Genomic DNA, 26,313 nt, shown 5'->3' with positions numbered 1-26,313 from the left:
TTACGGCAGCGCGCCCGCCAGCGAGGCCAGGGCCATCTGGGACAGCAGGGTGGCCATCTGGTCGCGGTCGAGGTGGGCGCTGTGCGGGGTCGAGTTGATCAGCCCGAAGACGGCGTGCGCCGCGGCGCGGGCGGTCGGCTCGTCCACCTCGGGCGAGGTCTTGCGGATCGTCTCCACCCACACCTCGACGTACCGGCGCTGCAACGCGCGCACGCGCCGCCGGTCCGGGTCGGTCAGGTTGGCCAGGTTCCGGATCTGCACGGTGATCAGCGCGGGGTCGTCGAGCGCGAAGTCGACGTGCCACCCGATCAATTCCCGAAGTGCGTGCGCCGGGTCGGTCGACGCGGCCACGCGCGCCTGCCCGCCTTCCAGCAACCGTTCGCTGATGGACGTCAGCATCTCGCCGAGCATCGCGTCCTTGCTGCGGAAGTGCCGGTACAGCGCAGGCCCGGAAATGCCTACAGCGGCGCCGATGTCGTCGATCCCGACGCCGTGGAAGCCGTGCCGGGCGAACAGTTCCGCGGCGGCGGCCAGGATCTGGTCCCGACGGGTTTGCTTCGCTGGCTCGGCTGGCACGCCGCTCATCTTAAACGGACGGCCCAATGCACGTAAACGTGCGTTAACCGAGTGGTCGCCGGAAGATCACCAACCGGTCGCCGAAACACGTAGTTAACTCTTGACCCACTCTTCTTCTCTCGCCCTACTTGCTGGTAACTCTTGTTGTGCTCCGCATCACACCCTGCGTTGTTTCCCTCCGGGAGGCTCCGATGCGCCTTGTCCGATTCCTGTCCAGCGCGGCGCTGGCCGTCGCCGCTTCACTGGCGCTCGTCGTGCCGGCCGAAGCCGCCGGCGACAACTACGTCGCGCTCGGCGACTCGTATTCCTCCGGCACGGGCACCGGCTCGTACTACGGCGATTCCGGCGGCTGCAAGCGCAGTCCCTACAGCTACCCCGCGCTGTGGGCGGCCTCGCACGCGCCGGCGTCGTTCAAGTTCGTCGCCTGCTCGGGCGCCCGGACCGGTGACGTGCTGGCCAACCAGGTCGCCGCGCTCACCACGGCGACGTCCCTGGTCAGCATCTCGATCGGTGGGAACGACGCCGGGTTCACCGACGTGATCACCACCTGCACGTTCGGGTCCGACCAGGACTGCGTCAACCGCGTGAACCAGGCGAAGGCGTACGCGACCGGCACCCTGCCCGGCCTGCTCGACAACGTCTACACGCAGATCCGCAACCGCGCGCCGTCCGCCCGGGTCGTCGTCATGGGCTACCCGCGCCTCTACAAGGTGCCCGGTTCCTGCAACGTCGGCCTGAGCGACACCAAGCGCTCGGCGATCAACGGCGCGTCCGACACCCTGCACCAGGTCATCTCCGGTCGCGCCGCCGCCAAGGCGTTCACGTACCGCGACCTGCGCGGGCCGTTCACCGGTCACGAGATCTGCTCGTCCGACTGGTGGATGAACAGCCTGACCTGGCCGGTGGAGGAGTCCTACCACCCGAACCGCAACGGCCAGCGCCTCGGCTACCTCCCCCAGCTCACCGCCGTCACGGGCTGAGCGCGAGGCGCCACACCGGAGGGGGTCGCCCGGGCGGCCCCCTCCGGCTTGTGAACCTCCGTTAACAAGCGCTAACATCTCCTCAGGTTAACGACTGCTAACCGCGAGGAGCCCGATGGACGCCCCGGTGCTGCGCAGCACGGCCGACAAGTCGGCCGACGCCTTCCGGCGCTACCACGACGAGCACGCGCGGCTCGTCCGCGAGCTGCGGGACAAGCTCCGCACGGCCGCCCTCGGCGGCCCGGAGAAGGCACGCGCCCGGCACGTGGAACGCGGCAAGCTGCTGCCCCGCGACCGCGTCGACACCCTGCTCGACCCCGGCTCGCCGTTCCTCGAGCTGTCGCCGCTGGCCGCCGACGGCCTGTACGGCGACGAGGCGCCCGCCGCCGGCGTCATCACGGGCGTCGGCCGCGTCTCCGGCCGCGAGGTCGTGGTGGTCGCCAACGACGCCACCGTCAAGGGCGGCACGTACTACCCGATGACGGTCAAGAAGCACCTCCGCGCGCAGGAGGTCGCGGCGCAGAACCACCTGCCGTGCGTCTACCTGGTCGACTCCGGCGGCGCGTTCCTGCCCAGGCAGGACGAGGTGTTCCCGGACCGCGACCACTTCGGCCGGATCTTCTTCAACCAGGCCACGATGTCCAGCCGGGGCATCCCGCAGATCGCCGCGGTCCTCGGCTCCTGCACGGCGGGCGGCGCGTACGTGCCCGCGATGTCCGACGAGGCCGTCATCGTGCGCGGCCAGGGCACGATCTTCCTCGGCGGCCCGCCGCTGGTGAAGGCCGCGACCGGCGAGGTCGTCACGGCCGAGGAGCTGGGCGGCGGCGAGCTGCACTCCCGCACGTCCGGCGTCACCGACCACCTGGCCGAGGACGACGCGCACGCGCTGCGGATCGTCCGGTCGATCGTCAGCACGCTCGGCCCGCGCGCCCCGCGCCCGTGGCAGGTGGAGCCGACCGTCGAACCCGCGGTCGACCCCGCCGAGCTGTACGGCGTCGTGCCCACGGACAGCCGCACCCCGTACGACGTGCGCGAGGTGATCGCCCGCGTCGTCGACGGCAGCCGGTTCCAGGAGTTCAAGAAGGAGTACGGCACGACCCTCGTGACGGGGTTCGCGCGCATCCACGGCCACCCGGTCGGCATCGTCGCCAACAACGGCGTGCTGTTCGGCGAGTCGGCGTTGAAGGGCGCGCACTTCATCCAGCTGTGCGACCAGCGCGGCGTGCCGCTGGTGTTCCTGCAGAACATCAGCGGGTTCATGGTGGGCCGCGAGTACGAGGCGGCGGGCATCGCCAAGCACGGCGCGAAGATGGTGACCGCGGTGGCGTGCGCGCGGGTGCCGAAGTTCACCGTCGTCATCGGCGGGTCGTTCGGCGCGGGCAACTACTCCATGTGCGGGCGGGCGTACTCGCCCCGGTTCCTGTGGATGTGGCCGAACGCCCGGATCTCCGTCATGGGCGGCGAGCAGGCGGCGTCCGTGCTGGCGACGGTGCGGCGCGACCAGCTCGGCGACGCGTGGTCGGCCGAGGAGGAAGAGGCGTTCAAGGCCCCGATCCGGCAGCAGTACGAGGACCAGGGCAACCCGTACTACTCCACGGCCCGGCTGTGGGACGACGGCGTCATCGACCCGATGGACACCCGGATGGTGCTCGGCCTGGCCCTGTCCACGGCGGCGAACGCCCCGATCGAGCCGGTGTCCTACGGCGTCTTCCGGATGTGATGGGGATGGCCGGCAGCGAGAGGGTGACCCACGAGATGGTCGGCGGCGAGAGGTTCGCCCACGAGATGTTCGACAGCGTCCTGGTGGCCAACCGCGGCGAGATCGCGGTGCGGGTGATCCGCGCGCTGCGCCGGTTCGGGATCAGGTCGGTCGCGGTGCACAGCGACGCGGACGTGGACGCACTGCACGTGCGGATGGCCGACGTGGCGGTGCGGATCGGGCCGGCCGCGGCCCGGGAGAGCTACCTGTCGATCGAGCGGATCATCGAGGCCGCCGTGTCGAGCGGCGCGCAGGCCGTGCACCCCGGGTATGGGTTCCTCGCCGAGAACGCCGACTTCGCGCGGGCGTGCGACAAGGCCGGGCTGGTGTTCATCGGCCCGCCCGCCGACGCGATCGAGGCGATGGGCGACAAGATCCGCGCCAAGCTCACCGTCGCGGCGGCCGGCGTGCCCGTGGTGCCGGGGCGCACCGAGGTCGGCATGACGGACGACGACCTGGTGGCCGCCGCCGCCGAGATCGGGTTCCCGGTGCTGCTGAAGCCGTCCGCGGGCGGCGGTGGCAAGGGCATGCGGCTGGTGGAGTCCGGCGACGGCCTGCGGGACGCCATCGAGTCGGCCCGGCGGGAGGCGCGCGGGTCGTTCGGCGACGACGCGCTGCTGATCGAGCGGTTCGTCACCGACCCGCGGCACATCGAGATCCAGGTGCTCGCCGACGCGCACGGCGGCGTGGTGCACCTGGGCGAGCGCGAGTGCAGCCTCCAGCGGCGGCACCAGAAGATCATCGAAGAGGCGCCGTCGCCGCTGGTCACGCCGGAGATGCGCGAGGCGATGGGCACGGCGGCCGTCGAGGCGGCGAAGGCCGTCGGGTACGTCGGCGCGGGCACGGTCGAGTTCATCGTGGACGGCTCGACCGGCGACTACTTCTTCATGGAGATGAACACCCGGCTCCAGGTCGAGCACCCGGTGACCGAGCTGGCGACCGGCGTCGACCTGGTCGAGTGGCAGTTGCGCGTGGCCTCGGGGGAGCCCCTGGGGTTCACCTCGGTGGAGCTGTCCCGGCACGCCGTGGAGGCCCGCGTGTACGCCGAGGACCCGGCGCGCGGGTTCCTGCCGACCGGCGGCACGGTGCTGGCGCTGCACGAGCCGTCGGACGTGCGGGTGGATTCGGCCCTGCGGGTCGGGTTGGCGGTCGGCAGCGACTACGACCCGATGCTGGCCAAGGTGATCGCGCACGGCTCGACGCGGGCCGAGGCGCTGCGGCGGTTGGACGCCGCGCTGGGGCGGATGGTCGTGCTCGGCGTGACGACGAACATCCCGTTCCTGCGGGCGCTGCTGGCGGACCCGGACGTGCGCGCGGGCGCGCTCGACACCGGGCTGGTGGAGCGCAAGCTGGAGTCGCTGGTGCGCCACGACGTCCCGGACGAGGTGCTGGCCGCGGCGGCGCTGGAGCGGCAGCTCGCCGTGCGCGGCGACGACCCGTGGGAGCGGTCGGGCGGCTGGCGGGTCGGCGAGCACGCGTGGACCCGGTGGCTGATCGACGGGGTCGAGGTCCGGGTGCGCGGCGACGAGGTGTCCGTGGGCGGTCGGGAACCGTTGCGGCTCAACGCTTCCTTCGACGGGTCGACGCTGGTCGTCGGCGGTCGCCGGTACGCGGTGGCCCGGTCCGGCAACGTGCTGTGGCTCGGCGCGGACGGGCACGCCTGGGCGTTGACGGAGACGTTGCCGTCCGAGGTGTCGTCGTCGGCGGCCGCGTCCGGCGGCGGTCCGGTGACCAGCCCGATGCCGGGCACGGTGCTCGTGGTGCGTGCCGCGGAGGGCGACCACGTCACCGCGGGGCAGGCGTTGTTCGTGGTCGAAGCGATGAAGATGGAGCACACCGTCACGTCACCCGTGGACGGCGTGCTCACCGATGTGCGTGTTCAGGCGGGCCGACAGGTCGCGCTGGACGAAACCCTAGCCGTCGTCGTCCCCCACCAGGAGTGAGCGATGTTGGACTTCCGCCTCGACGAGGAATACGAGGCCCTGCGCAAGACCGTGGCGGAGTTCGCCCGGGACGAGGTCGCCCCCGTCATCGGCGGGTTCTACGAGCGGGAGGAGTTCCCGTACGAGATCGTCGCCAAGATGGGGCGGATGGGCCTGTTCGGGCTGCCGTTCCCCGAGGAGTTCGGCGGCATGGGCGGTGACTACTTCGCGCTGTGCCTGGCGTTGGAGGAGCTGGCGCGGGTCGACTCGTCGGTGGCGATCACGCTGGAGGCGGGCGTCTCGCTGGGTTCCGTGCCGCTGTACCGGTTCGGGACGCCCGAGCAGAAGGCCGAGTGGCTGCCCCGCCTGTGCTCCGGCGCGGTGCTGGGCGCGTTCGGGCTCACCGAGCCCGGCGGCGGGTCGGACGCGGGCGCGCTGCGCACCACGGCCAAGCTCGACGGCGACGAGTGGGTCCTCAACGGCACCAAGGCGTTCATCACGAACTCGGGCACGGACATCACCGGGCTGGTGACGGTGGCGGCGGTGACCGGGCGGCGGGAGAACGGCAAGCCGGAGATCTCCGCGATCATCGTGCCGAGCGGGACGCCGGGGTTCACGGTGTCCAAGAAGTACTCCAAGGTCGGGTGGAACGCGTCGGACACGCGCGAGCTGTCCTTCCAGGACTGCCGGGTGCCGGTCGGGAACCTGGTCGGCGAGCGGGGGCGCGGGTACGCGCAGTTCCTCCAGACGCTGGACGAGGGCCGGGTGGCGATCGCGGCGATCGGCGTCGGGCTCGCGCAGGGCTGCGTGGACGAGTGCGTGCGGTACGTCGGCGAGCGCGAGGCGTTCGGGCACAAGATCGGCACCTACCAGGCCATCCAGTTCAAGATCGCCGAGATGGAGGCCCGCACCCACACCGCCCGGCTGGCCTACTACCAGGCGGCGGCGAAGATGCTGCGCGGCGAGCCGTTCAAGCGGGAGGCGGCGATCGCCAAGCTCGTGTCGTCCGAGGCGGCGATGGACAACGCGCGCGAGGCGACGCAGATCTTCGGCGGGTACGGGTTCATGAACGAGTACCCGGTCGGCCGCTTCTACCGGGACGCGAAGATCCTGGAGATCGGCGAGGGCACCAGCGAGGTCCAGAAGATGCTGATCGCGCGGGAGCTGGGTCTGGGCTGACCCCGGTCAGACGTCCGGGTGGCGGGAGTTGACGGGCGCGGCCGGGATCGACCAGCCGGCCGCGTACCGCTCGTACCGCGGGTTCGCGTACTCGTCCGAGGTGACGATCCGGCGAATCTCGGCGAGCGGCCGCTCGTCGGACCCCAGCCACCCGCGGATCGACGCGTACGTGCCCACCGCGATCAGCTCCCCTCGTCGAACCGGCCGTGGCGGCCTTCGCCCGAGCGGAAGCGGCGCAGGCCCTGGTCGACCTCGGTCAGCGAGACCAGGCCGTGACGCAGTTCGTTGGCCAGTGCCTCGGATTCGGGCAGGGACTCCTGTTCCAGCAGGGACAGGCGGTCGTGGCGCAGGCACAGCTGGGGGAACGCGGACAGTTCCCGCGCCAGTGCCTCGGCGGCCGAACGGGACGTGCCGGGCGGGACCACGCGGTTGACCAGGCCGATGGCCAGGGCTTCGTCGGCGTGGACCGGGCGGCCGGTCAGGACCAGGTCCAGGGCACGGGACGTGCCGATCAGGCGCGGCAGGCGCACCGTGCCGCCGTCGACCAGCGGCACGCCCCAACGCCGGCAGAACACGCCGAACACGGCGTCGGAGTCGGCCACCCGGAGGTCGCACCACAGGGCCAGCTCCAACCCACCCGCCACCGCGTGACCGGAGACGGCCGCGATCACGGGCTTGGACAGGCGCAACCGCGTCGGACCCATCGGGCCGGACGGTGACGCCGGGTCGTTGCTCCGCGCGGCGCCCAAGGCCTTCAGGTCCGCCCCGGAGCAGAACGTGCCGCCCTCGCCGTGCAGCACGGCCACCGCCGCGGTCGGGTCCTCGTCGAACTCGCGGAACACCTCGGTCAGCGTGTGCGCGGTCGGCCCGTCCACCGCGTTGCGCACGGCGGGCCGGTTCAGCAGCACGGTGGACACCGGACCCGACCGCTCCACCCGGACGGCGCTCACAGCTTCGGCAGCCCCCGTTCCACGATCGCGCCGAAGTCCACCCCGCGCGGCAGCGTGCCGAACGCCACGCCCCAGTCGCCGGACAGCCGGGACGCGCAGAACGCGTCCGCCACCGCCGGGTGCCCGTGCCGCACCAGCAACGCCCCCTGCAACGCCAACGCCATCCGCTCCACCAGCCTGCGCGCCCGCACCTCCAGGTCGGCCACGTCGGTCAGCTCGTCCTTGATCCCGTCGACCGCCGCGTCCAGCCGCCGATCGGCGCCGCGCGCCGCGTCCAGTTCGCCGAAGAACTCCTCCACCGCCTCCGGCGAACGCCCCAGGGCGCGCAACGCGTCCAGCGCCGCCACGTTCCCCGAACCCTCCCAGATGGACATCAGCGGCGACTCGCGGAACAGCCGCGGCAGGCCCGAGTCCTCGATGTACCCGTTGCCGCCCAGGCACTCCAACGCCTCGGCGGCGTGCGCCGGCCCCCGCTTGCAGACCCAGTACTTGGTCACCGCGAGGCCGAGCCGGCTGCGGTTGCCGGCCAGCCACAGCGCCACCGTCGTCGCCGCCTCCGACTCCACCGCCAGGTCGGCCAGCACGTTGCGCATCGCGGGCTGGTCGATGAGGGCCCGGCCGAACGCCCGGCGGTGCGCCGCGTGGTGCGTGGCCTGGGTCAGGCCGAGCCGCATCCCGGACGCCGAGCCGAGCACGCAGTCCAGCCGGGTCATGTTGACCATCTCGATGATGGTCCGCACGCCCTGGCCCTCCTCGCCGACCAGCCAGCCGGCCGCGCCGTCGTACTCGACCTCGGCCGACGCGTTGGACTTGTTGCCCAGCTTGTCCTTCAGCCGTTGCAGGAACAACGCGTTGCGCGTCCCGTCCGGCAGGACACGGGGCAGCAGGAAGCACGACAGCCCGCCCGGCGCCTGCGCCAGCGTCAGGAACAGGTCGGACATCGGCGCGGACGTGAACCACTTGTGCCCGGTGAGCCGGTAGTGGTCGCCGTGCGGCACGGCCCGTGTGGTGTTCGCGCGGACGTCCGAGCCGCCCTGCTTCTCGGTCATCGACATGCCCGCGATCAGCCCGCGCTTGGTCGACGGCTCGCGCAGCCCGAAGTCGTACTCGCGGGAGGCCAGCAGCGGCTCGAACCGCTCGGCCAGCGCGGGCGTCCGCCGCAGCGCGGGCACGGCCGCGTAGGTCATCGAGACGGGGCACCCGTGGCCCGCCTCGGCCTGGCTCCAGACGAAGAACTTGGCGGCACGGGCGACGTGCGCGCCCGGCCGGTCGTCCCGCCACGGGGCGGCGTGCAGGCCGTGCGACACGGCGGTGTCCATCAGCTCGTGCCAGGCCGGGTGGAACTCGACCTCGTCGACCCGGTGCCCGTACCGGTCGTGGGTGTGCAGCACGGGCGGGTGCGCGTTGGCCTGCCGTCCCAAGGCTTGGACGTGCGCCGTGCCGGCCTTCAGGCCCAGCTCGCGCAGCTCCGGTTCGGCCCACGCCGCGCCGCCCCCGTGCAGGCCGGCCAGCAGCGCCGGGTCGGCGGAGACGTCGTGGCCTTCCAGCGGCGGGACCTGGTTGGTCACCTCGTGCGTGGCGTGGGTCATACCCGGAGAGCGTACTACCCACCGGTAACTTGGTCAGCGGCGAAATTTGGGGGTGCTGATCAAGCTCGGGCGGCCTAACGTCGTTCCGGTGAGCGATCAGGCTCGGCGGAGCCGAGAATCGGACCACGACCGGGCGGTGGCCGCGTTGCGCGGCCAGTACGCGGCGATCCCGGCGGGCGCACCCGTGCGCCTGGCCAAGTCGACGTCGAACCTCTTCCGGTTCCGCGCCGACCAGTCCGGCGGCCTCGACGTCGGCCGCTTCGACCGGGTGCTCTCGGTCGACCGGGACGCCCGAACCGCCCAGGTCCAGGGCATGACGACCTACGAGAACCTGGTGGACGCCACCCTGCCGCACGGCCTCATGCCGCTGGTCGTGCCGCAGCTCAAGACGATCACCCTCGGCGGCGCGGTGGCGGGCCTGGGCATCGAGTCCAGCTCGTTCCGCAACGGCCTGCCGCACGAGTCGGTGCGGGAGCTGGAGGTGATGACCGGCGACGGCGAGGTCGTGGTGGTCGGTCCGGGGGACGACCTGTTCCGCGGGTTCCCGAACTCCTACGGCACGCTCGGCTACGCGCTGCGGCTGGAGATCGAGCTCGAACCGGTGAAGCCGTACGTGCGGCTGCGGCACGTGCCGTTCGCGACCGCGGCGGAGTGCGCGCGGGTGCTCGCCGACGTCTGCGCCGAGGGCTCGTACCAGGGCGAACCGGTCGACTTCGTGGACGGGACGGTGTTCTCCGGCCGCGAGCAGTACCTCACCCTGGCGAACTTCGCCGACACCGCGCCGTGGACGTCGGACTACACCGGCAACCACATCTACTACCGGTCCATCCAGCAGCGCACCACCGACCACCTGACCGTCCGGGACTACCTGTGGCGGTGGGACACGGACTGGTTCTGGTGCTCGCGGGCGTTCGGCGTGCAGCACCCGATCGTGCGACGGCTCGTGCCCAAGCGGTACCTGCGGTCCGACGTGTACCGCAAGGTCGTGGCGCTGGACCGCCGGTACAAGCTGTCCGACCGGATGAGCAAGGCGGTGCAGGAGCCGGTGATCCAGGACGTGGAGATCCCGGTGGACCGGGTCGCCGAGTTCCTGGACTTCTTCCACCGGGAGGTCGGCGTCAGCCCGGTGTGGCTGTGCCCGGTGCGGCTGCGCCGCCAGGCGGACGGCAGCCGCACGGTCTGGCCGCTGTACCCGATGGACCCCGACGTGCTGTACGTCAACGTCGGCTTCTGGTCGACGGTGTCGCTGCGGCCCGACGAGGAGCTGGGCAGCCGCAACCGGCTGATCGAGGACAAGGTCGCCGAACTGGGCGGGCACAAGTCCCTCTACTCCGACTCGTACTACGGGGAGGAGGAGTTCTGGGAGAACTACAACGGCCCGACGTACCAGGACCTGAAGAAGAGGTACGACCCGGCGGGCCGGCTGCCCGATTTGTACGCCAAGTGTGTTCTCCGTAGGTGAAGGGAGCCGGGGTTATGCGGTTGGCGGAGGTGTTCCAGCGGGCGGTCGGAGGCGACGCGTCCGTGCGGTTCAGCGCGTACGACGGCAGCCAGGCGGGGCCGGCCGACGCGAGTGTGGGCATCGAGGTGCGCACACCCGAAGCGTTGTCGTACCTGGCGTCGGCGCCGGGCGAGCTGGGGCTCGCGCGCGCGTACGTGACCGGGCACCTGGAAATCATCGGCGACGTGTACGGGGCGCTGACGCACCTGTCCGAGATGTCGCTGAGGGACGTGCCGTGGGGCGAGCGGCTGGAGCTGCTGGCCACGTTGGGGCGGACCAGGCTCGGCACGAAGGTGGAGGTGCCGCCGCAGGAGCGCCGGCTGCGCGGGCTGCGGCACTCGAAGGCGCGGGACCGCGAGGCCATCGCGCACCACTACGACGTGTCGAACACGTTCTACGAGTGGATCCTCGGCCCGTCGATGGCCTACACGTGCGCGGTGTACCCGACGCACGAGTCCAGCCTGGAGGAGGCGCAGTTCACCAAGCACGACCTGGTGGCGCGCAAGCTCGGGCTGAAGCCGGGGATGCGGCTGCTGGACGTGGGCTGCGGCTGGGGCGGGATGGTCATGCACGCGGCGCGCGAGTACGGCGTGCGGGCGCTGGGCGTGACGCTGTCGCGCAACCAGGCGGAGTGGGCGCAGAAGGCCATCGTGGAGGCCGGGCTGTCCGACCTCGCCGAGGTGCGCTACCTCGACTACCGGGACGTGCGGGAGAGCGGGTTCGACGCGATCAGCTCCATCGGCCTGACCGAGCACATCGGCAAGGCCAAGCTGCCCGCGTACTTCTCGTCGCTGTTCGCGAAGCTGAAGCCCGGCGGGCGGATGCTGAACCACTGCATCACCCGGCCGGACAACAAGCAGCCGGCGCGGACGGGCGGGTTCATCAACCGGTACGTGTTCCCGGACGGCGAGCTGGTCGGCCCCGGGCACATCGTGTCGCTGATGCACGACACCGGGTTCGAGGTGCGGCACGAGGAGAACCTGCGCGAGCACTACGCGATGACGCTCGCGGCGTGGTGCGCCAACCTGGACAAGCACTGGGACGACGCGGTGAGCGAGGTCGGGCTGGGACGGGCGCGGGTGTGGCGGCTGTACCTGGCCGCGTCCCGGCTCGGGTTCGAGCGCAACAACATCCAGCTGCACCAGGTGCTGGGCGTGAAGCTGGACGGCAGCACGTCGGGGATGCCGCTCCGGCCGGAGTGGTGAGGCGCCGGCTGGTGAGCTGACGCCGGGTGGTGAGCTGACGTTGGGTCGGGGCCCGTCCGCGAGGGCGGGCCACCGGTCGTGGGTCTCCGGTCGTGGGTCCGGTCACGCCACCCGGAACCGGAGGATGGTGGACGGCACCGGTTCCGACCGGTCCACCTCGATGACCGGTCCCTCGGCGACCGAGGCGGTGGCGGAGCGCCAGAACGCCGCCGCGGCCGCGTTGGCGTGGTCGAACGTCAACGTCCACTCGCCGGGGTGCCGGGCGAACAGGAGGCGGGCCGCCGCGCGGGCCACGCCCCGCCGGCGGTGGCGGCGGGCGACGAAGAACTCGGCCACGTTCCACGAGCCCTCCCCGTCCACGTCGGCGCGCGCCAGGGCGAAGCCGGCCAGTTCGCCGGCGGCTTCGACGAAGTACGCCTCGCGCGCGGGCTCGGTGAAGTAGTGGTCGAGGTACGGGTAGGCGAAGGTGCCGTGCCGGGTGAGCGGCAGGTCGTCCCGGATCTCGGAGAAGTCGTGCTGGTACAGCTGGATCAGGTTGGCCAGGACCGGCTTGTCCGCCTCGTCGGCGGGCACGAGGGCGACGTCCACGCCGCAGTCTCGCGCGGGTCGCCGGGCGCCCGCCACCGGATTACCGGCCGACCTCGCCGACGATCCGGACCCCATGAGGAGCCTGAGCCCCGCATCAGGACTTGCCGAGGATCGCGGCGACCTCGTCGGGCGTCAGCAGCTCCGAGCCGAACAGGGGGCCCTGCGCGCCCGTGACGCCCAGTTCCGCCAGCCGTCGCGCCTCGAACTCCGTGCGCACGCCCGCCGCGTACAGCGGGACGCCCAGGCCGCCCGTCCACGTGAGCACCGCGACGGCGGCGCTCTCGTCGATCCGGTTCGCGCCCTCCGCCAGCCCTTGCACCGGCGCGCCCTGGTACTTCACGCCGCTCAACGGGATGCGCCGCACCCGGTCCACCGGCACGTTGCCGCCGCCCATCTGGTCGAGCACCAGCCGCACGCCGTGCTCGGCCAGGATGCCCAGCTCCTCCACCTGCTCCTCGCTGATCAGCGCGGGCAGGTGCTCGCCCAGCTCGAACTGGAGCAGCCGCGCCGGCAGGCCGCTCTCCCGCAGCACGCGCCGCACCGTGGCCACCAGCTCCGGCTCCTGGCACTGCCGGGCGGTCAGGTCCATGCTCAGCACGGGCGCGGCGTCGCCGAACTCGGCGTGCCACCGGCCCGCGTGCCCGCACGCCTCCTCGATCGCCCACGCGCCCAGTCGCACCGCCATCCCGGTGCACGTGGACAGCGACAGCAACGTCTGCGGGTCGAGCAGACCCTCGGTCGGGTGGTCCCAGCGCACCCGCGCCTCGACGGCGAGCAGCGTCCCGTCCGTCAGCGACCGCACCGGCTCGTAGAACACCCGGAACTCGCCCTGCTCCAGCCCACCCGCGATGGACGCCGCCAGCCGCATGCGGGTCCGCTCCCGCCGGTCGCGCTCGGGGTCGTACAGCGCCCACTGCGCCTTGCCGTCGTCCTTCGCCCACCGCACGGTCACGTCGACGCACCGCAGCAGCTCGCCCGCGTCCCCGCCCCGCGCCGGCCGCACGACGATGCCGACGCTGGCCGTCACACCGATGCCGTTCTCACCCACCCACACCGGTTCGGCGAGCAGGTCGACGGCCTCCTCCGCGAGCGCCACGACGGTCGGCACGTCGACCGGGTCGCGGATCAGCACGCCGAACTCGTCGGGGCCGATCCGGGCCAGCTCGCCGACCTCGCCGAACACCGACCGGAGGTGCCGGGCGACCGCGGCGAGCACGCGGTCGCCCGCCTCGTGCCCGAACGCGTCGTTGACCACCCGGAACCCGTCGAGGTCGAACACCACCAGGGCGAGCGTCGCGGGCCCCCGGTGGCCGACCGCGCCCTCCAGCCAGCCGACGAACTGCGCGCGGTTCGGCAGGCCGGTCCGCACGTCGTGCAGGCTCTGCCGCAGCAGCTGCGACTGCAGCGCCCGCACCTCGTCCAGGCTTTCGACGACGGCCACCTGGTAGGCGGGCGCGCCGTCGTCGTCGCGCACGAGCGACAGGGTGATGAGCGCGTTGACGATCTCGCCGTCCCCGCGGAGCAGCCGCTGCTCGATCCGCACGTGCTCGCGCCGCCCGGACGCGAGCACGGCCGAGATCCGCTCCACCGACGCCCGCTCGGCGGGGTGCACCAGGTCGTGGGTGAACCGGCCGGCCAGTTCCTCGGCGGAGTGGCCGACCAGGTCGAGCAGCGCGTCGTTGACGTCGAGGAGGGCGCCGTCGAGCCCGGTGACCGCGATCGCCACCGCGGACGCCCGGAAGACGGCGCGGAACCGCGCGTCACCCGGTGGTGGCGCCGGCGCCCGCGTCACCTCGCCCGACGCGTCCTCCGCCGCGTTCTCCGACGGGTTCTCCGCCGCGTCCTCCGGGGGTGTCCCGGACCCGTCCCCGAGTCTCGCCACGCCTGTCTGCTCGGCCATCCTCATTCAGCTCTGGAACCAATCGTCGAAAGTTCACCTGTGAACGCCATGTCGCGTGACCGGGTCACCGCGCTACCGCGAGTGCGCATTTTTCGGCCATTGTCACTCGAATGGTGTAAAGGTGGACCGTTGGTCCCATTCAGCTTACTTGTCGGACGCGGGCGCGAGGCAAGGTGATCGCGGTACGACCGCCTCAGTCGTGCTCGGGTGGACTGATCTCCGACCTCGGGATGGCCGAGTCGGTGGTGCCCCACTTGGCGAGGATGGCCTGGTACGCCCCGGTGGCGATGAGCTTGTCGACGGCCGCGCGGAACGCGGGGGCCAGCGGTGAGCCCTTGCGGAACGCGAATCCGACGTCGAGTCGTTTGAACTCGCCCAGGAACTCCAGGTTCGGTTGGTTGTCGGCGGCGTAGCGCAGTCCGTTGATCGTGCTCATGACGACGTCGATGTGCCGTTGCTGCAACCCCAGGAATACCGCGGCGTTCTCGGAGAAACTGAGCACTTCGTACGGCGGCTTGCCCGCGTCGGGGCAGACGTGCTTCTCCTTCTCCAGAGTCGCCTCGAACGTGGTGCCCGCGCCGGTGCCGATCTTGAGCCCGCACAGCTGGACGAGGCTGTCGACCCGGCCCAGCCGGTCGTCGTCGGCGCGGACCGCGAAGCCCTGGCCGTCGTTGATGTAGGTGACGAAGTCGATGGTCTGCTTGCGCGCCTCCGTGACGCCGAAGTTGCCCGTGCCCACGTCGTACTTGCCGCTGGTGAGCGCGGGGAGGATGACCTCGAAGCCGGCGACCTCCCGTTCGATCCGGATGCCGAGGACCTTCGCGACGCCCTCGGCGATGTCGATGTCCTGACCGAGGATCGTGCGGTTGTCGTCGGCGTAGTAGGCGGACGGCGGCGTGCCGCCCACCGAGGACGCGAACCGGACCACCCCGGCGTCGCGGACCTCGGCGGGCAGCAGCGCGGCGATCGCGTCGTCCTTCGCCAACGCCGACAGCACGTCCTTGCCGGGCTCGATGCCCGCGGGCGGGTCGGCGTCGGCCGGGCCACCGCACCCGGAGACGACGAGCGCCAGGAGGGCGGTCAGGGCGACCAGGCCCCGGGTGCCGAGGCCGCGTTGGCGCGTGCGGACGGTCACGCGTCCACCGCCGTCAGCTCGCCGACGTGCCCGCCGGCCCGGTCGCGGTCGCGCTTGGCGACCTCCTCGCGCACGATCGGGATCACGTGCCGGCCGAAGTCGATCGTGTCGTCGACCATGTCGTAGCCGCGCGCCGAGATGATCTCCACGCCGAGGTCGTAGTAGTCGAGCAACGCCTGCGCGACCGTCTCCGGCGTGCCGACCAGCGCGTTCGAGTTGCCCGCGCCGCCGGTCGCGGCGGCCGTGGGCGTCCACAGGGCGCGGTCGAAGCGCTCGCCGCGGTTGGCGATCTCCAAGAGCCGCTGCGACCCCGTGTTCTCCGGCGAGGTCAGCGAGTGCCTGCGGGTCAGCGACCGGCCGCCCGCCGTGCGCGACCTGATCCGGTCGACGGTGGCGTGCGCCTTCTCCCACGCCAGCTCCTCGGTCGCGCCGAGGATCGGCCGGAACGCCACCTGGAACCGCGGCACGTCGGCGCGCCCGGCGTCCCGCGCGGCCTGCTTGACGGCCTCGATCTGCTGCGCCGTCTCGGCCAGCGGCTCGCCCCACAGGCAGAAGATGTCCGCCTCCGCGCCACCCGCCCGGTAGGCCGCCGGCGACGAGCCGCCGAACGACACGTTCGGCCGCGGCTGCTGGACCGGGAACACGTCGCTGACGAAGTCGGCGAACCGGTAGTGCTCGCCGTCGTGGTCGAACGGCTCGCGCGACGTCCACGCCCGCTTCACGATTTCGATGTACTCGCGGGTGCGCGAGTAGCGGTCGTCCTTGGTCAGGTAGTCGCCTTCGCGCTGCTGCTCGTGGTCCGTGCCGCCGGTGATGAAGTGGACGGTCAGCCGGCCGTCGCTGATCCGGTCCAGCGTCGCGAACGTCTTCGCGGCGAACGTCGGGTAGGACACGTTCGGCCGGTGCGCCAAGAGGATCTGCAACCGATCCAGTCGGCTCGCGACGAAAGCCGCGGCCTGCGCGGGATCGGGAGTGCCGGACCCGTACGCGAACAGCACGCGGTCCCAGCCGTGGTCCTCGTGGGCGCGGGCCAGGCGCAGCGTGTAGTCCTTGTCGAACGACGCGCCGCTGCGCGGGCGCGTCTCCGAACCGTCGTTGGTGCCGCCGATCCCCAGGAACTCAACAGGCACGTCAGGACCTTCCGTAGCAGGTGGTGGCGAGGTGGGAACGCCGACGCGCCAACGACGTTGAGGGAGACGCGCTGGGTCGGCGGACAGGTGCGGTGGTGTTCGACCGGGCGTCGTGGCGTCGGCCGTCCGCGTTCCCAGTCGATCAGCGCGCCGCACCGCCGTCAACGGTCTTCGACGGGCGTCCAAATCGCGGAATCCCTTGACCTGGCGGCGTTGTGCGCGCATACGATCGGCGCGCGGCGTTGAGGGACGCGGCACCTGTTCCGTGTTCCCTCGTGTCCGGGAGACAGCCGATGAGCGCTTCCACCGTCGTCACACCACCGGAAAGCCCCGCCGTGCCGCGGATAGTGCCGTTGCGGCGCCCCGGGCGGTGGGTGTCGGCCGCGGTGGTGCTCGCCGCGTTGGGCGTGCTGTTGTGGTCGATGGCCACTAACGAGCAGTTCCAGTGGGCGGTCGTCGCCCGGTACTTCACCGCCGAAGCGGTGTTGCGCGGGCTGGGGCTGACGTTGTGGCTGACCGCGGCGACCCTGGTGCTCGGCTTCCTGCTCGGCGGGCTGCTGGCCGTGATGCGGCTGTCCGGCAACCCGGTGCTGGTGGGCGTGAGCTGGGGGTACGTCTGGCTGTTCCGCTCGGTGCCGCTGCTGGTGCAGTTGCTGTTCTGGTTCAACATCGGCGCGCTGTACCCGGCGCTGTCCGGTTCGACGGCCGTGATCGGACCGCTGACCGCGGTGATCATCGGCCTGGTGCTGCACGAGGCCGCGTACGCCGCCGAGGTGGTGCGCGGCGGCATCCTGTCCGTCGAGGCGGGTCAGGTGGAGGCCGGTCTGGCGCTGGGCATGCGGAGATCCCGCGTGCTGCGCCGGATCGTGCTGCCGCAGGCGATGCGCTCGATCGTGCCGGGTGCGGGCAACCTGCTCATCGGCACGCTGAAGGGCACGTCGATCGTGAGCGTCCTGGCGGTGCAGGACCTCCTGTACTCGGTCCAGCTGATCTACAACCGCAACTACCTGATCATCCCGCTGCTGCTGGTCGCGACCATCTGGTACGTCATCGTCACCAGCCTGCTCAGCGCCGCCCAGTACTGGGTCGAGCGGTACTACTCGCGTGGCGCGGGCAGGCTGTCGTGACCCACCTGGTCGTGGTCGGCGCCGGTCCTCGCGCGGCCGGCCTGCTGGAGCGGTTGGGCGCGAACGCGCCGGAGCTGTTCGACGGGCCGCTGGAGGTGGACCTGGTCGACCCGTTCCCGGCCGGCGCCGGGCGGGTGTGGCGGCACGAGCAGTCGCCGTTGCTGCGGATGAACTCCATGGCCGAGGACGTCACCATGTTCACCGACGCGAGCGTGGTGTGCGAGGGGCCGGTCCGGCCGGGACCGTCGTTGGCGGAGTGGGCGCGGACCGTCGCGTCGGCACCCGATCTGTCCTTTGTGGACTCCGAGGGCCTCGTGGACTTGACGCCGGAGGTGCGGGCGGAGCTGGCGGCGCTGGAGCCGACGACGTTCCCGAGCCGGCGGGCGCAGAGCGCGTACCTGAGGTGGTTCCACGAGAGGGCGGTGGCGTCGCTGCCCGCCGGCAGCTCGGTGCGCGTGCACCGGGGCCGGGCGGTGCGGCTCACCGGCACGTCCGGGATGCGGCAGCGGGTCTGGCTCGCCGACCGGGCCGAACCGCTGGTGGCGGACGTCGTGGTGCTCGCGCTGGGGCACCTGGACCGCGAGCCGGAGCCCGAGCACGTCCGGCTGGCCGGGTACGCCGCCGAGCACGGGCTCGCGTACCTGCCGCCGGACTACACCGCCGACGCCGACCTGTCCGCGGTGCCACCCGGCGCGGACGTCGTGGTGCGCGGGCTGGGGCTGGCGTTCGTCGACCTCGCCGTGCTGCTGGGGGAGGGGCGCGGCGGGCGGTTCACGCGCGTGGACGGGGAGCTGCGCTACCTGCCGTCCGGCCGGGAACCGCGGCTGCACGTCGGATCGCGGCGCGGGGTGCCGTACCACTCGAAGACCGGCTACCGGCTGCGCGGCGCGCCACCCGAACCGGGCGGGTTCTTCGACGCCGGGGCGCTCCTCGCGAGACCGGGCGACCTCGACTTCCGCGCCGACGTGTGGCCGTTGATGGCCAAGGAGATCGCGCACGGCTACTACCGCGAGCTGTTCACCGGGCACCCGTCGCGGGTCGCCGTGCCGTGGGCGCGGTTCGCGGACGAGTTCGCCCGGCTCGACTGGTACAGCCCCGGCATGCGCGCGCTGGAGGAGGCCGTGGCGGTCGAGGACCGGATCGACTTCGAGCGCCTGGACCGGCCGATCGACGGCCGCGTGTTCGGCACGAGCGACGAGTTCCAGCGGTTCGTGCGCGACTACGTCACGGCCGACGTCGCCCGCCGCTCCGACCCCGCGCACAGCGCAGACCTCGGCGCGTTCCTGGCGCTGCTGGGCGTCTACGGGCAGTTCGCGCGGCTCGCCGCGTCCGGGCGGCTGCGCGGCGAGGACGGCTGGTGGCGCGGGTTCTTCAGCTACTTCGCGAGCGGTCCGCCGCCGGGGCGGCTGGAGGAGCTGCTGGCGCTGTCGCGGGCGGGCGTGGTGCGGTTCCTCGGCGCGGACACGTGGGTGCGGGCCGAGGGTGGGGTGTTCCTGGCCGGCAGCCCGAGCGTGCCGGGCCACGTGGTGCGGGCGTCCGGGCTGGTCGAAGCCCGGTTGCCGGAGCACACGCTGGCGACGACCGCCGACCCGTTGTTGCGGTCGCTGCGGGCTGCCGGGGAGGTGCGCGACGAGGACGGCCAGGTGGCCGTCGCGGCGGAGGACAGCCGGGTCGTGGACGCGGCCGGCGTGCCGCACGCCCGGCGGTTCGCGGTCGGGCCGTACACGACGAACAAGGCGTACGCGGCGTTCGCGCGGCCGGGGACGAACGCGCCGACGTTCCGGCAGAACGACGAGGTGGCGCGAGCGGTGCTGCGGGTGCTGGCCGCCGAGACGACGCTCGGCCTGGAGTCCGCCTGAGGTGCCGCCCGGGCGGGTCGAGCCGCCGTCCTGGCCGGTTCGGGCACTGCGCGGGTCGGTTGTGGCGCTGGGCCGGCGGGTTGACAGCACCGGTGGGGCCGGCTCAGCCGCCGGCCGGGCAGGCTGAGGCATTGAGCCTTTGCCAACTTAGGTCACCTTCCCGCAGCGCGCCACCGCTTCTCCCGAGGTTCGCCGGCGCTTCGAACCGGCCAGGGCGGACGCCTTGGAGACTCTCCTCGAGCGGATCCGACGGCTCGAGGACTGCGGGGGCACCGGCGGACGAACGGTTCAGGAAGCCGCCTGGCAGTTCAGCTGCCTGTGCGAGGGACTCGCCGCGCAGGACCTCCGAATGGCGACCACGGGCCGGCAGCCGGACACCACGCGGATCTGGGCTGACGCGCTAGACGCACTGATCGCGGGCTGGCAAGCGACGCGCAGGACCTGACCGTGCCGAGTTCGACCAGCCGCCGCCGAACCAGTCGATCCACAACTCGTCGGCTCGATCGGGGCTGGAGCGGATCTTGCGCAGGACCCGTCCTCAGGCCACCGACGTGTAGCGGCCCTGGAAGCGGACCAGCGGTGACGCGCCCTCGGCGTGCTGGATCTCCAGCGGCTCGCCGACCAGTGCGACGTGGTCGCCCACCGCGATCCGGCGCGTGGTGCGGCAGCGCAGGCGCAGCGGCGCGTCCAGCAGGTGCGGCACACCGTCCACATCGGACTGCCAGTGCGTGCCCGGGCCGAACCGGTCCGAGCCCGTGCGGGCGAACAGGTCGGACAGGGCAGTCTGGCCCGCGTCCAGCAGGTGCACGGCGAACAGCGGCGACGTGCGCAGGACGGGCCAGGCGGACGCGCCCTCGCCGATCCAGACCACCACGAGCGGCGGGTCCATGCTGGCGGAGGTGAACGAGCTGACCGTGACGCCGACCGGGCCGTCCGGTCCGGTGGCGGTCACGATGCCCACGGCTTGGGGGAAGTCGCGCAGCGCGGCGCGGAGGTCGGTCCGGGTCATGTGCCGAGCATCGCAACGCGCGCCCGGCCGCTCAACCGGGTCCACCGTTCGGGAACCCTTGCGCCGCAGTGGGAAAAAGCCCCGGGCGCCCGACCGGGCGGGGTCGGGCGCCCGGGACGATCAGGCGACGGACGACAGGACCGACGCGATCCGCGTGGCGATCCGGTCGTTGTCGGTCGGCGCGAGGCTCAGCCACCCGTCCTCGTGGACCATCAGGTACCGGCCCTGCGGCGTGTCGAACCAGGTGATCAGCGCGCCGGCCCGGTCACGCCGGTAGCCACCGCCGACGGTGACGCCGAACTGGCCGCCCGCGACCCGGTTGCCGGCGAGTTCGCTGACCGCCGTCGCGTCCTCGCGCGACAGCCCGGCCTTCTGCAACGCCTCGCGTTCGTCCAGCTCGCCGCCGCCGCCCCACGGGTCGTCCTCGTCGTCGTCGGCCTGCTGGTCCTGCAGCGCCACGGCCTCGGTCAACGCCTCCAGCCGCAGCGACAGCGCGCTGCCGGGCCCCGCCGACCCCGTCGGCAGCACCTCCACGATCGACCGGGCCAACGCGGTCGGCCGGATCTCCAGCACGCCGATCGAACCGCTGTCGATCACGGCCAGCGCGGCGCGGTCGCCGTCCGACACGGCGACCGCCCGCAGCGAGCGGTCCACGTGGGCGACCGCGTCGACCGCGACGTCGTGGTCGCCGAGCAGCCGGAGCAGCGCCACCAGCCGGGGGTCGGGCTCGCCGTGCTCGGCCAGCACCTCCTCCCGCAGCCGGGCGCGCTCTTCCTCCGTCGCGCCGTGGCTGGGCACGTCCAGCGGGTACGGCAACCGGCCGAGGCCCAGGTCGTGCCACAGCACGTCGAGCTGCCGCGGCGTGAGCAGGAACTCGGGCTCGATCACGGCTGGTCGCCCTTCTTCCGCGGCTTCGCGCCGCCGATCACGGACGGCGGCAGGTTCTCGCCCGGCACCTCGAAGATGTCCTCGCCCCGCAGGTACGCGGCGGCCCGGTGCTCCTTGTCCTCGGCGCCCTGACCGCCCGCGGGCGCTCCGCCCATCGGCGCGCCCGCCGCCATCGGCGACCCGACCGCGCCCGCGCCACCGGGACCGAACCCGCCGACCGGCATCGGACCGCGCGGCCCGCCCGAGCCGACCGCGCCCGTCGAACCGCCCACGGCGAGCGAACCGGCGGCGCCACCGGCCCCACCGGAACCCGTCGGGCCGAAGCCGCCGCCGAAGCCCGGGGGCATCCCGCTCGAAGGCACGCCGCCGGGCATGCCGCCCATCGGCATCCGGGCACCACCACCACCACCGCCACCGCCGCCGGGCAACGGGGGCGTGCCGGGGCTGCCGGCCGGGATGTACGCCGGCGGCTTCACGCCGGGCGGCAGGGTGCCGTTGCCGGGCCGCGGCACGGCGTTCGGGTTGGCCGGCTGGTACGGCGGCACGTAACCGCTGCCGGGCGGCGTGTACGCCGGCGGCTGGTACCCGCCGGACGGCGGCGTGTAGCTCGACTGCGGCGTGTACGGGTTGGCCACGGGCACCTGCGCCGCCGCTGCGGCGGCCGTGGTGCCCTCGGGCCGGTACATCGCCGGGCTCAACGGCGTGCCGGGCGACGCGGCCGCGTAGGCGCCGGGAGCCGAGGACGTGCCCGTGTACGTAGCCGCGGCGGCAGGCGGGGTGTAGGCGGACCCGGACGGGTACGTGCCCGTCGTCGTCGGAGGGGTCGCCGCCCCGGCGCGCACCCCCTGCTGCGCCTCGCCGGACGGCGTCGCCTGCGACCGATCCGCCAAGTAGGCCGCGCTGGTGCTCGTCACACCGGCGTCCCCGCCGCCCAGCGTCGGCGACGACACGGCCCGCATCATCACGACGGGCTCCTCGGTCCGGCCCGTCACCGGGTTGAACGGCGCGCTGAACCGGGGCGTGGTCTGGTCGACCGCCTTCGACTCGTTCTCCATCGTGCTCATGACGGTCACGGCGTGCTCGTGCAGCGCCCGCGCGTGGTCGTTGGCGGCCTGCACGTCGGTCGCGGAACTCGCCAACCCGGAGATGCCGCCCGCGGTGAACGCCCCGGTGGCCTGGTCCCAGTTGAACTCGACCGGCTCGGGCATGCTCGCCCGCGCGTTCTCCATGATCTGGCTCTGGTCCTGCACCCGCTTGCCGACCTCGACGGCGGTCTCCGCGGTGTGCGTGACCCAGTCCGCGAGGCCCTTGATGGCCAGGCGCGCCGCGTCCGCCGCCTCGCCGGTCCAGCCCGACTCGCTGACCGCGACCCGCTCGTTGATCAGGCGGGCGGCCTCGGTGAGCTCGGTGCCGAACTGGCCCCACTCCGCGCCGATCTCGCCCGTCTGGCCGGGGTCGTTGTTGTTGTGCACGGCGTCGTACAGCTCGCGGTGGGACCGGGACGCCCAGTTCTGGGCGTCGGTCAGCACGAGGTCGATCTCCTCGTCCCGCCGCTGCGCCAGGCGCGCCCGCTGCGACGCCACCGCCACCTGCAACCGCTGTTCCTGCTCGGCCATCGTCGCCAGTCCCCTCAGTTCCCGCTCAGCCTGGTGAACTCGGAGCCGTGCTCCTCGTCGACGGCGGTGAAGTTGCGGATCGCGCTCCGCACCGAGTCGTGCGTCTGCTGGAGGACTTCGCGGTACGCCGTCATGACCGCGACGAACGACCTCGGGTCGCCGTCCGCGCGCGCCTCGAACTTGTGCGCCAGCCGGTCGCCGACGGGGTTCGCGCCGATCGGCGCGGGACGGGCGAGCCGACCCGCGCGCTCCAGCCACGAGTCCACCTGGTCGATCTGCTCCAGGAGCATCTTGCGCAGTTCCTCGCCGGTGGCGGGATCGAGCGACACCCGGCCGGAGTTCACGGTCTCCTGGAGGGCCACGACCTGACCGTTCACGGTCGGGACCTCCTGGGGCGGGGCCACTTCACCCCCGTTTTCGGCGATGTACATCGGTATCCCTCGCGAAGGCAGCCTGCTGGACGGAACCCACCTTCACCCTGTCCTCCAACGCCCGGCCAACGCGGGCCCAACGCGGCCTTCCGGACGGGCGCGGCGACTGTGGGAAACTCAGCGACCACACGGTGACAACGCCGAAAGGGCCTCGGGATGCGGGTGAACCTGCTCGGCCCCGTTGAGCTGGTTTCCGCAGGTGGGGAGGCCGTTCGACTGGGTGCGGCCAAGCGTCGGACCGTCCTCGCGGCCCTGGCGCTGGAGCTGAACCGGGTGGTGTCCGGCGACCGGCTGCTCGACCTGGTGTGGGACGGCTCACCGCCCCCGCAGGCCAAGGCGGCCCTCCAAGGCCACATCGCCCAGCTGCGCAAGGTCCTGGCGGGCGGCGTCGGCCTGCTCACCCGCGCGCCCGGCTACGTCCTGACCGGCGACCGGGGCGCGGTCGACGTGTTCCGGTTCGAGGACCTGCTGACCACCGCCCGCGACGCGGCGGACGACGTCGCCGTGGGGCTGCTGCGGGACGCGTTGGCGCTGTGGCGCGGGCCGGTGCTCGCCGACGTGCCCGGCGACCACCTGCGGGAGGCCGTGTCGGCGCGGCTGGAGGAGCTGCGGCTGGTGGCGGTGCAGGAGTTGGCGACCCGCCTGTCGCGGCTGGACCGGGCGGCCGAGGCGGTGTCCGGGCTGCGCGACGCGGTGGACGCCCACCCGCTGCGCGAGGCCCTGGTGTCACGGCTGGTGCTGGCGCTGCACCGGACCGGGCGGCAGGCGGAGGCGCTGGCCCTGTTCCACCGGACGCGGGAGCGGCTGGCCGAGGAGCTGGGCGTCGACCCCGGTCCGGAACTGCGCGACGCGTACCGGGCCGTGCTCGCCGGCGACACCGCGCCGGTCACCGGCACCGCGCCGGTCACCGTCGGTGTCACGCCGCTCGTGGGCGACGCCGTGCCGCCGCCGGTGGAGCGCGCGCCCGCCCAGCTGCCGCGCGAGCACCGCGGGTTCGTCGGCCGCGAGCTGGAGCTGTCGGACCTCGGCGAGAGCCTGATGGGGCACGACTCGGCGATCGGGCTGCTGGTCGGCCCGGCCGGGGTGGGCAAGACCGCGCTGGCGCTGCACTGGGCGCACCGGGTGGCCGGCGACTTCCCGGACGGGCAGCTGTTCGTGAACCTGCGCGGGTTCGACGAGACGGAGCCGCTCGACCCGCGCACGGCGCTGATCGGGTTCCTGCGGGCGCTGGGGTTGACCGACTCGCAGATCGCCGCGGACCTGGAGGACCAGGCCGCGCAGTACCGGTCGCTGCTCGCGGGCAGGCGGGTGCTGGTGGTGCTGGACAACGCCCGGTCGGCCGCCCAGGTCCGGCCGCTGCTGCCGGGCTCGGCGCGGTGCCTGGTGCTGGTGACCAGCAGGCACCGGCTGGACGACCTGGTCGTCACGGAGGGCGCGACGTCGCTGCACGTGCCGACGTTGCCGGAGGAGAGCGCCGAGCACCTGCTGGCCGCGCTGCTCGGCCGGCCGCGCATCGAGCAGGAGCCGGACGCGGTGGCCGAGCTGGTGGAGCTGTGCGACCGGCTGCCGCTGGCGTTGCGGATCGCGGGCGCGCGCCTGGCGTCACGGCCGAGGTGGACGATCCAGTCGCTGGTGGACGAGCTGCGCGACGAGCAGGGGCGGCTGTCGGCGTTGTCGCTGCCCGAGGCGGGGCGCGGGGTGCACGCGGCGCTGGCCGTGAGCTACCGGGAATTGCCGGAGGGCGCGGCGCGGCTGTTCCGCCGCCTCGGCCTGCACCCCGGCACGGACCTCGACAGCTACACGGCCGCCGCGCTGCTGGACATCAACGTCGTCAGCGCCCGCACGCACCTGCGCACCCTGGCGTACGCGAACCTGCTGCACGAGTCGACGCCCGACCGGTACTCGCGGCACGACCTGGTGCGGCTGTTCACGCACCACCTGGCGGCCACCGAGTCCGAAGTGGACAACCAGGTGGCGACGCGCCGGCTGCTCGACTACTACCTGCACGTCGCCGACCGCGCGCGGGCGCACCTGTCCGACCACGTCCAGCCGTTCGGGCCGGCCGAGCACGTGCCCGCGTCGTTCCCGGAGCTGTCGTCGCACGCGGCGGCGCTCGACTGGTTCACGCTGGAGGAGGCGAACCTGGGGCTGGCGCTGGACATCGCGGTGAACGGCGGGCAGCGCGAGCGCACCTGGCAGCTGGCGCTGTGCCTCGACGCGTTCCACTTCCGGCGCGGCAACCGGCTGGACCGGCTGGCGCTGTGCCGGATCGGCCTGGCCGCGACCCGCTCGCTCGGCGACGGGCACGCCGAGGCGACGTTCCTGCTGCGGCTGGGCTCGACGCTGGCCGACCTCGGGCGGATCGACGAGGCCATCGAGGCGTGCACGCGGGCCGCGTCGCTGGCCGGCGCCGACCGGCACCTGGAGCTGGCGGCGTTGGCGAACCTCGGCTACTGCCTGATGGCGGACGACCAGCTGGACCGGGCGCAGGAGACGATCCTCGGCGCGCTGGAGGTGGCGCGGGAGGTCGGCGACAACCGGTCGCAGGCGAGCATCCAGAACAACCTGGCCAACGTGCTGCTGCGCAAGCAGCGGCCGGAGGAGGCGTTGCGGCACGCGACGGAGGCGCTGGGCCTGTTCCCGTCCGCGCCGTCGAAGGCGCACACCGCGACCCTGCACACGGTCGGCACGGCGTCGCAGCAGCTCGGGCGCGCCGACGAGGCACTGGAGTCGTACCGGGCGGGCCTGGCGCTGGCGTCCCGCCTCGGCGACCGCTACCAGGAAGCCCTGTGCCACCGGTCGATCGGGGACGTGCTGGAGCAGTCCGAGGGCGTCACGGCGGCGCGGCCGCACTGGCTGGCGGCGCTGCGCCTCTACCGCGACCTGCGCCTGGCGGACGCCGACGACCTGGCCCGCAGGCTCGACGTGACGACCGACCGGGCGCTGGGGCACTTCACGACATGACGGGA

General features: G+C 72.9%; 21 protein-coding genes. 9 read left to right on the top strand and 12 right to left on the bottom strand.

The features are described from left to right. Positions 1–585, bottom strand: a complete 585-nt coding sequence (locus tag ACRAKH_RS29955; protein WP_380724580.1) for an SACE_7040 family transcriptional regulator — start codon at positions 583–585, stop codon at positions 1–3. Positions 586–767: 182 nt separating this feature from the next. Between ACRAKH_RS29955 and ACRAKH_RS29950 the strand changes: the two genes are divergently transcribed. From ACRAKH_RS29950 to ACRAKH_RS29935, 4 genes are all read left to right on the top strand, one after another. Beyond that, on the top strand, positions 768–1,556 hold the full coding sequence (locus tag ACRAKH_RS29950; RefSeq protein ID WP_380724581.1) for an SGNH/GDSL hydrolase family protein: 789 nt from the start codon (positions 768–770) through the stop codon (positions 1,554–1,556). 115 nt (positions 1,557–1,671) lie between these two features. Further along, positions 1,672–3,276 carry a carboxyl transferase domain-containing protein gene (locus tag ACRAKH_RS29945; RefSeq protein ID WP_380724582.1) on the top strand — a complete coding sequence of 535 codons (1,605 nt, stop codon included), beginning with the start codon at positions 1,672–1,674 and terminating at the stop codon, positions 3,274–3,276. Between the two features lie 65 nt (positions 3,277–3,341). Next, positions 3,342–5,258, top strand: a complete 1,917-nt coding sequence (locus ACRAKH_RS29940; protein ID WP_380724597.1) for an ATP-binding protein — start codon at positions 3,342–3,344, stop codon at positions 5,256–5,258. A 3-nt stretch (positions 5,259–5,261) separates the two neighbouring features. Next, entirely contained in the window at positions 5,262–6,416 is a 1,155-nt protein-coding gene (locus tag ACRAKH_RS29935) for an acyl-CoA dehydrogenase family protein (protein ID WP_380724583.1), read from the top strand. A gap of 6 nt (positions 6,417–6,422) precedes the next feature. On the opposite strand, the gene ACRAKH_RS29930 is transcribed toward ACRAKH_RS29935, so the two are convergent. Genes ACRAKH_RS29930 through ACRAKH_RS29920 form a run of 3 tightly spaced genes read right to left on the bottom strand, consistent with a single transcriptional unit; the run spans position 6,423 to position 8,955 of the window. Continuing rightward, positions 6,423–6,593: a hypothetical protein gene (locus tag ACRAKH_RS29930; protein WP_380724585.1), complete on the bottom strand. Its 171-nt coding sequence runs from the start codon at positions 6,591–6,593 to the stop codon at positions 6,423–6,425. Between the two features lie 5 nt (positions 6,594–6,598). Then, positions 6,599–7,366, bottom strand: a complete 768-nt coding sequence (locus ACRAKH_RS29925) for a crotonase/enoyl-CoA hydratase family protein (protein ID WP_380724586.1) — start codon at positions 7,364–7,366, stop codon at positions 6,599–6,601. Further along, on the bottom strand, positions 7,363–8,955 hold the full coding sequence (locus ACRAKH_RS29920) for an acyl-CoA dehydrogenase family protein (RefSeq protein ID WP_380724587.1): 1,593 nt from the start codon (positions 8,953–8,955) through the stop codon (positions 7,363–7,365). Before ACRAKH_RS29920 ends, ACRAKH_RS29925 begins: the two co-directional genes overlap by 4 nt. A gap of 88 nt (positions 8,956–9,043) precedes the next feature. On the opposite strand from ACRAKH_RS29920, the gene ACRAKH_RS29915 reads away from it, so the two are divergent. Both ACRAKH_RS29915 and ACRAKH_RS29910 read left to right on the top strand, forming a co-directional pair. After that, positions 9,044–10,417, top strand: coding sequence for an FAD-binding oxidoreductase (locus ACRAKH_RS29915; RefSeq protein WP_380724588.1), 1,374 nt, complete (start codon positions 9,044–9,046; stop codon positions 10,415–10,417). A 14-nt stretch (positions 10,418–10,431) separates the two neighbouring features. Continuing rightward, positions 10,432–11,661, top strand: coding sequence for a class I SAM-dependent methyltransferase (locus ACRAKH_RS29910; RefSeq protein WP_380724589.1), 1,230 nt, complete (start codon positions 10,432–10,434; stop codon positions 11,659–11,661). A gap of 102 nt (positions 11,662–11,763) precedes the next feature. Here the strand turns inward: ACRAKH_RS29910 and ACRAKH_RS29905 are convergent, their stop codons facing one another. From ACRAKH_RS29905 to ACRAKH_RS29890, 4 genes are all read right to left on the bottom strand, one after another. Further along, positions 11,764–12,249 (bottom strand): GNAT family N-acetyltransferase, encoded by a 486-nt coding sequence (locus tag ACRAKH_RS29905; RefSeq protein ID WP_380724590.1) that lies wholly within the window; start codon positions 12,247–12,249, stop codon positions 11,764–11,766. Positions 12,250–12,343: 94 nt separating this feature from the next. Then, the gene (locus ACRAKH_RS29900; protein ID WP_380724591.1) at positions 12,344–14,131 is read right to left on the bottom strand and encodes a putative bifunctional diguanylate cyclase/phosphodiesterase; all 1,788 of its coding nucleotides are present in this window, start codon (positions 14,129–14,131) and stop codon (positions 12,344–12,346) included. Positions 14,132–14,342: 211 nt separating this feature from the next. Beyond that, positions 14,343–15,284, bottom strand: a complete 942-nt coding sequence (locus ACRAKH_RS29895; RefSeq protein ID WP_380724592.1) for an ABC transporter substrate-binding protein — start codon at positions 15,282–15,284, stop codon at positions 14,343–14,345. Then, on the bottom strand, positions 15,281–16,414 hold the full coding sequence (locus tag ACRAKH_RS29890; protein ID WP_380724593.1) for an LLM class flavin-dependent oxidoreductase: 1,134 nt from the start codon (positions 16,412–16,414) through the stop codon (positions 15,281–15,283). The genes ACRAKH_RS29895 and ACRAKH_RS29890 overlap by 4 nt, the downstream gene beginning before the upstream one ends. Before the next feature lie 293 nt (positions 16,415–16,707). Here ACRAKH_RS29890 and ACRAKH_RS29885 point away from each other — a divergent pair, with 293 nt between their 5' ends. Together ACRAKH_RS29885 and ACRAKH_RS29880 are read left to right on the top strand one after the other, a co-directional pair. Then, entirely contained in the window at positions 16,708–17,541 is an 834-nt protein-coding gene (locus ACRAKH_RS29885; RefSeq protein WP_380724594.1) for an amino acid ABC transporter permease, read from the top strand. A 5-nt stretch (positions 17,542–17,546) separates the two neighbouring features. Next, entirely contained in the window at positions 17,547–19,400 is a 1,854-nt protein-coding gene (locus ACRAKH_RS29880) for an FAD/NAD(P)-binding protein (protein WP_380724598.1), read from the top strand. A 538-nt stretch (positions 19,401–19,938) separates the two neighbouring features. On the opposite strand, the gene ACRAKH_RS29875 is transcribed toward ACRAKH_RS29880, so the two are convergent. The 4 genes from ACRAKH_RS29875 to ACRAKH_RS29860 form a co-directional block, all read right to left on the bottom strand. Continuing rightward, entirely contained in the window at positions 19,939–20,409 is a 471-nt protein-coding gene (locus ACRAKH_RS29875) for a flavin reductase family protein (protein WP_380724595.1), read from the bottom strand. A 120-nt stretch (positions 20,410–20,529) separates the two neighbouring features. Further along, positions 20,530–21,297 (bottom strand): ESX secretion-associated protein EspG, encoded by a 768-nt coding sequence (locus ACRAKH_RS29870; RefSeq protein ID WP_380724596.1) that lies wholly within the window; start codon positions 21,295–21,297, stop codon positions 20,530–20,532. Continuing rightward, positions 21,294–22,913, bottom strand: coding sequence for a PPE domain-containing protein (locus ACRAKH_RS29865; RefSeq protein ID WP_447009434.1), 1,620 nt, complete (start codon positions 22,911–22,913; stop codon positions 21,294–21,296). The genes ACRAKH_RS29870 and ACRAKH_RS29865 overlap by 4 nt, the downstream gene beginning before the upstream one ends. 14 nt (positions 22,914–22,927) lie before the next feature. Further along, positions 22,928–23,290 (bottom strand): hypothetical protein, encoded by a 363-nt coding sequence (locus ACRAKH_RS29860; RefSeq protein WP_380722677.1) that lies wholly within the window; start codon positions 23,288–23,290, stop codon positions 22,928–22,930. 210 nt (positions 23,291–23,500) lie between these two features. Between ACRAKH_RS29860 and ACRAKH_RS29855 the strand changes: the two genes are divergently transcribed. Beyond that, positions 23,501–26,308, top strand: a complete 2,808-nt coding sequence (locus ACRAKH_RS29855) for a BTAD domain-containing putative transcriptional regulator (protein ID WP_447009433.1) — start codon at positions 23,501–23,503, stop codon at positions 26,306–26,308. The last annotated feature ends 5 nt before the right edge of the window (positions 26,309–26,313 follow it).

It is taken from the genome of Saccharothrix hoggarensis (assembly GCF_052936025.1).
Note: the sequence above shows the minus strand (reverse complement) of the source record. Positions and strands in the feature narration are given on the sequence as shown.

Excerpts from the sequence above, each read along its gene's own strand:
- ACRAKH_RS29955 (WP_380724580.1), bottom strand. The coding sequence starts at position 585 with ATGAGCGGCGTGCCAGCCGAGCCAGCGAAGCAAACCCGTCGGGACCAG.
- ACRAKH_RS29950 (WP_380724581.1), top strand. The coding sequence starts at position 768 with ATGCGCCTTGTCCGATTCCTGTCCAGCGCGGCGCTGGCCGTCGCCGCT.
- ACRAKH_RS29945 (WP_380724582.1), top strand. The coding sequence starts at position 1,672 with ATGGACGCCCCGGTGCTGCGCAGCACGGCCGACAAGTCGGCCGACGCC.
- ACRAKH_RS29940 (WP_380724597.1), top strand. The coding sequence starts at position 3,342 with ATGTTCGACAGCGTCCTGGTGGCCAACCGCGGCGAGATCGCGGTGCGG.
- ACRAKH_RS29935 (WP_380724583.1), top strand. The coding sequence starts at position 5,262 with ATGTTGGACTTCCGCCTCGACGAGGAATACGAGGCCCTGCGCAAGACC.
- ACRAKH_RS29920 (WP_380724587.1), bottom strand. The coding sequence starts at position 8,955 with ATGACCCACGCCACGCACGAGGTGACCAACCAGGTCCCGCCGCTGGAA.
- ACRAKH_RS29910 (WP_380724589.1), top strand. The coding sequence starts at position 10,432 with ATGCGGTTGGCGGAGGTGTTCCAGCGGGCGGTCGGAGGCGACGCGTCC.
- ACRAKH_RS29885 (WP_380724594.1), top strand. The coding sequence starts at position 16,708 with ATGAGCGCTTCCACCGTCGTCACACCACCGGAAAGCCCCGCCGTGCCG.
- ACRAKH_RS29875 (WP_380724595.1), bottom strand. The coding sequence starts at position 20,409 with ATGACCCGGACCGACCTCCGCGCCGCGCTGCGCGACTTCCCCCAAGCC.
- ACRAKH_RS29865 (WP_447009434.1), bottom strand. The coding sequence starts at position 22,913 with ATGGCCGAGCAGGAACAGCGGTTGCAGGTGGCGGTGGCGTCGCAGCGG.
- ACRAKH_RS29855 (WP_447009433.1), top strand. The coding sequence starts at position 23,501 with ATGCGGGTGAACCTGCTCGGCCCCGTTGAGCTGGTTTCCGCAGGTGGG.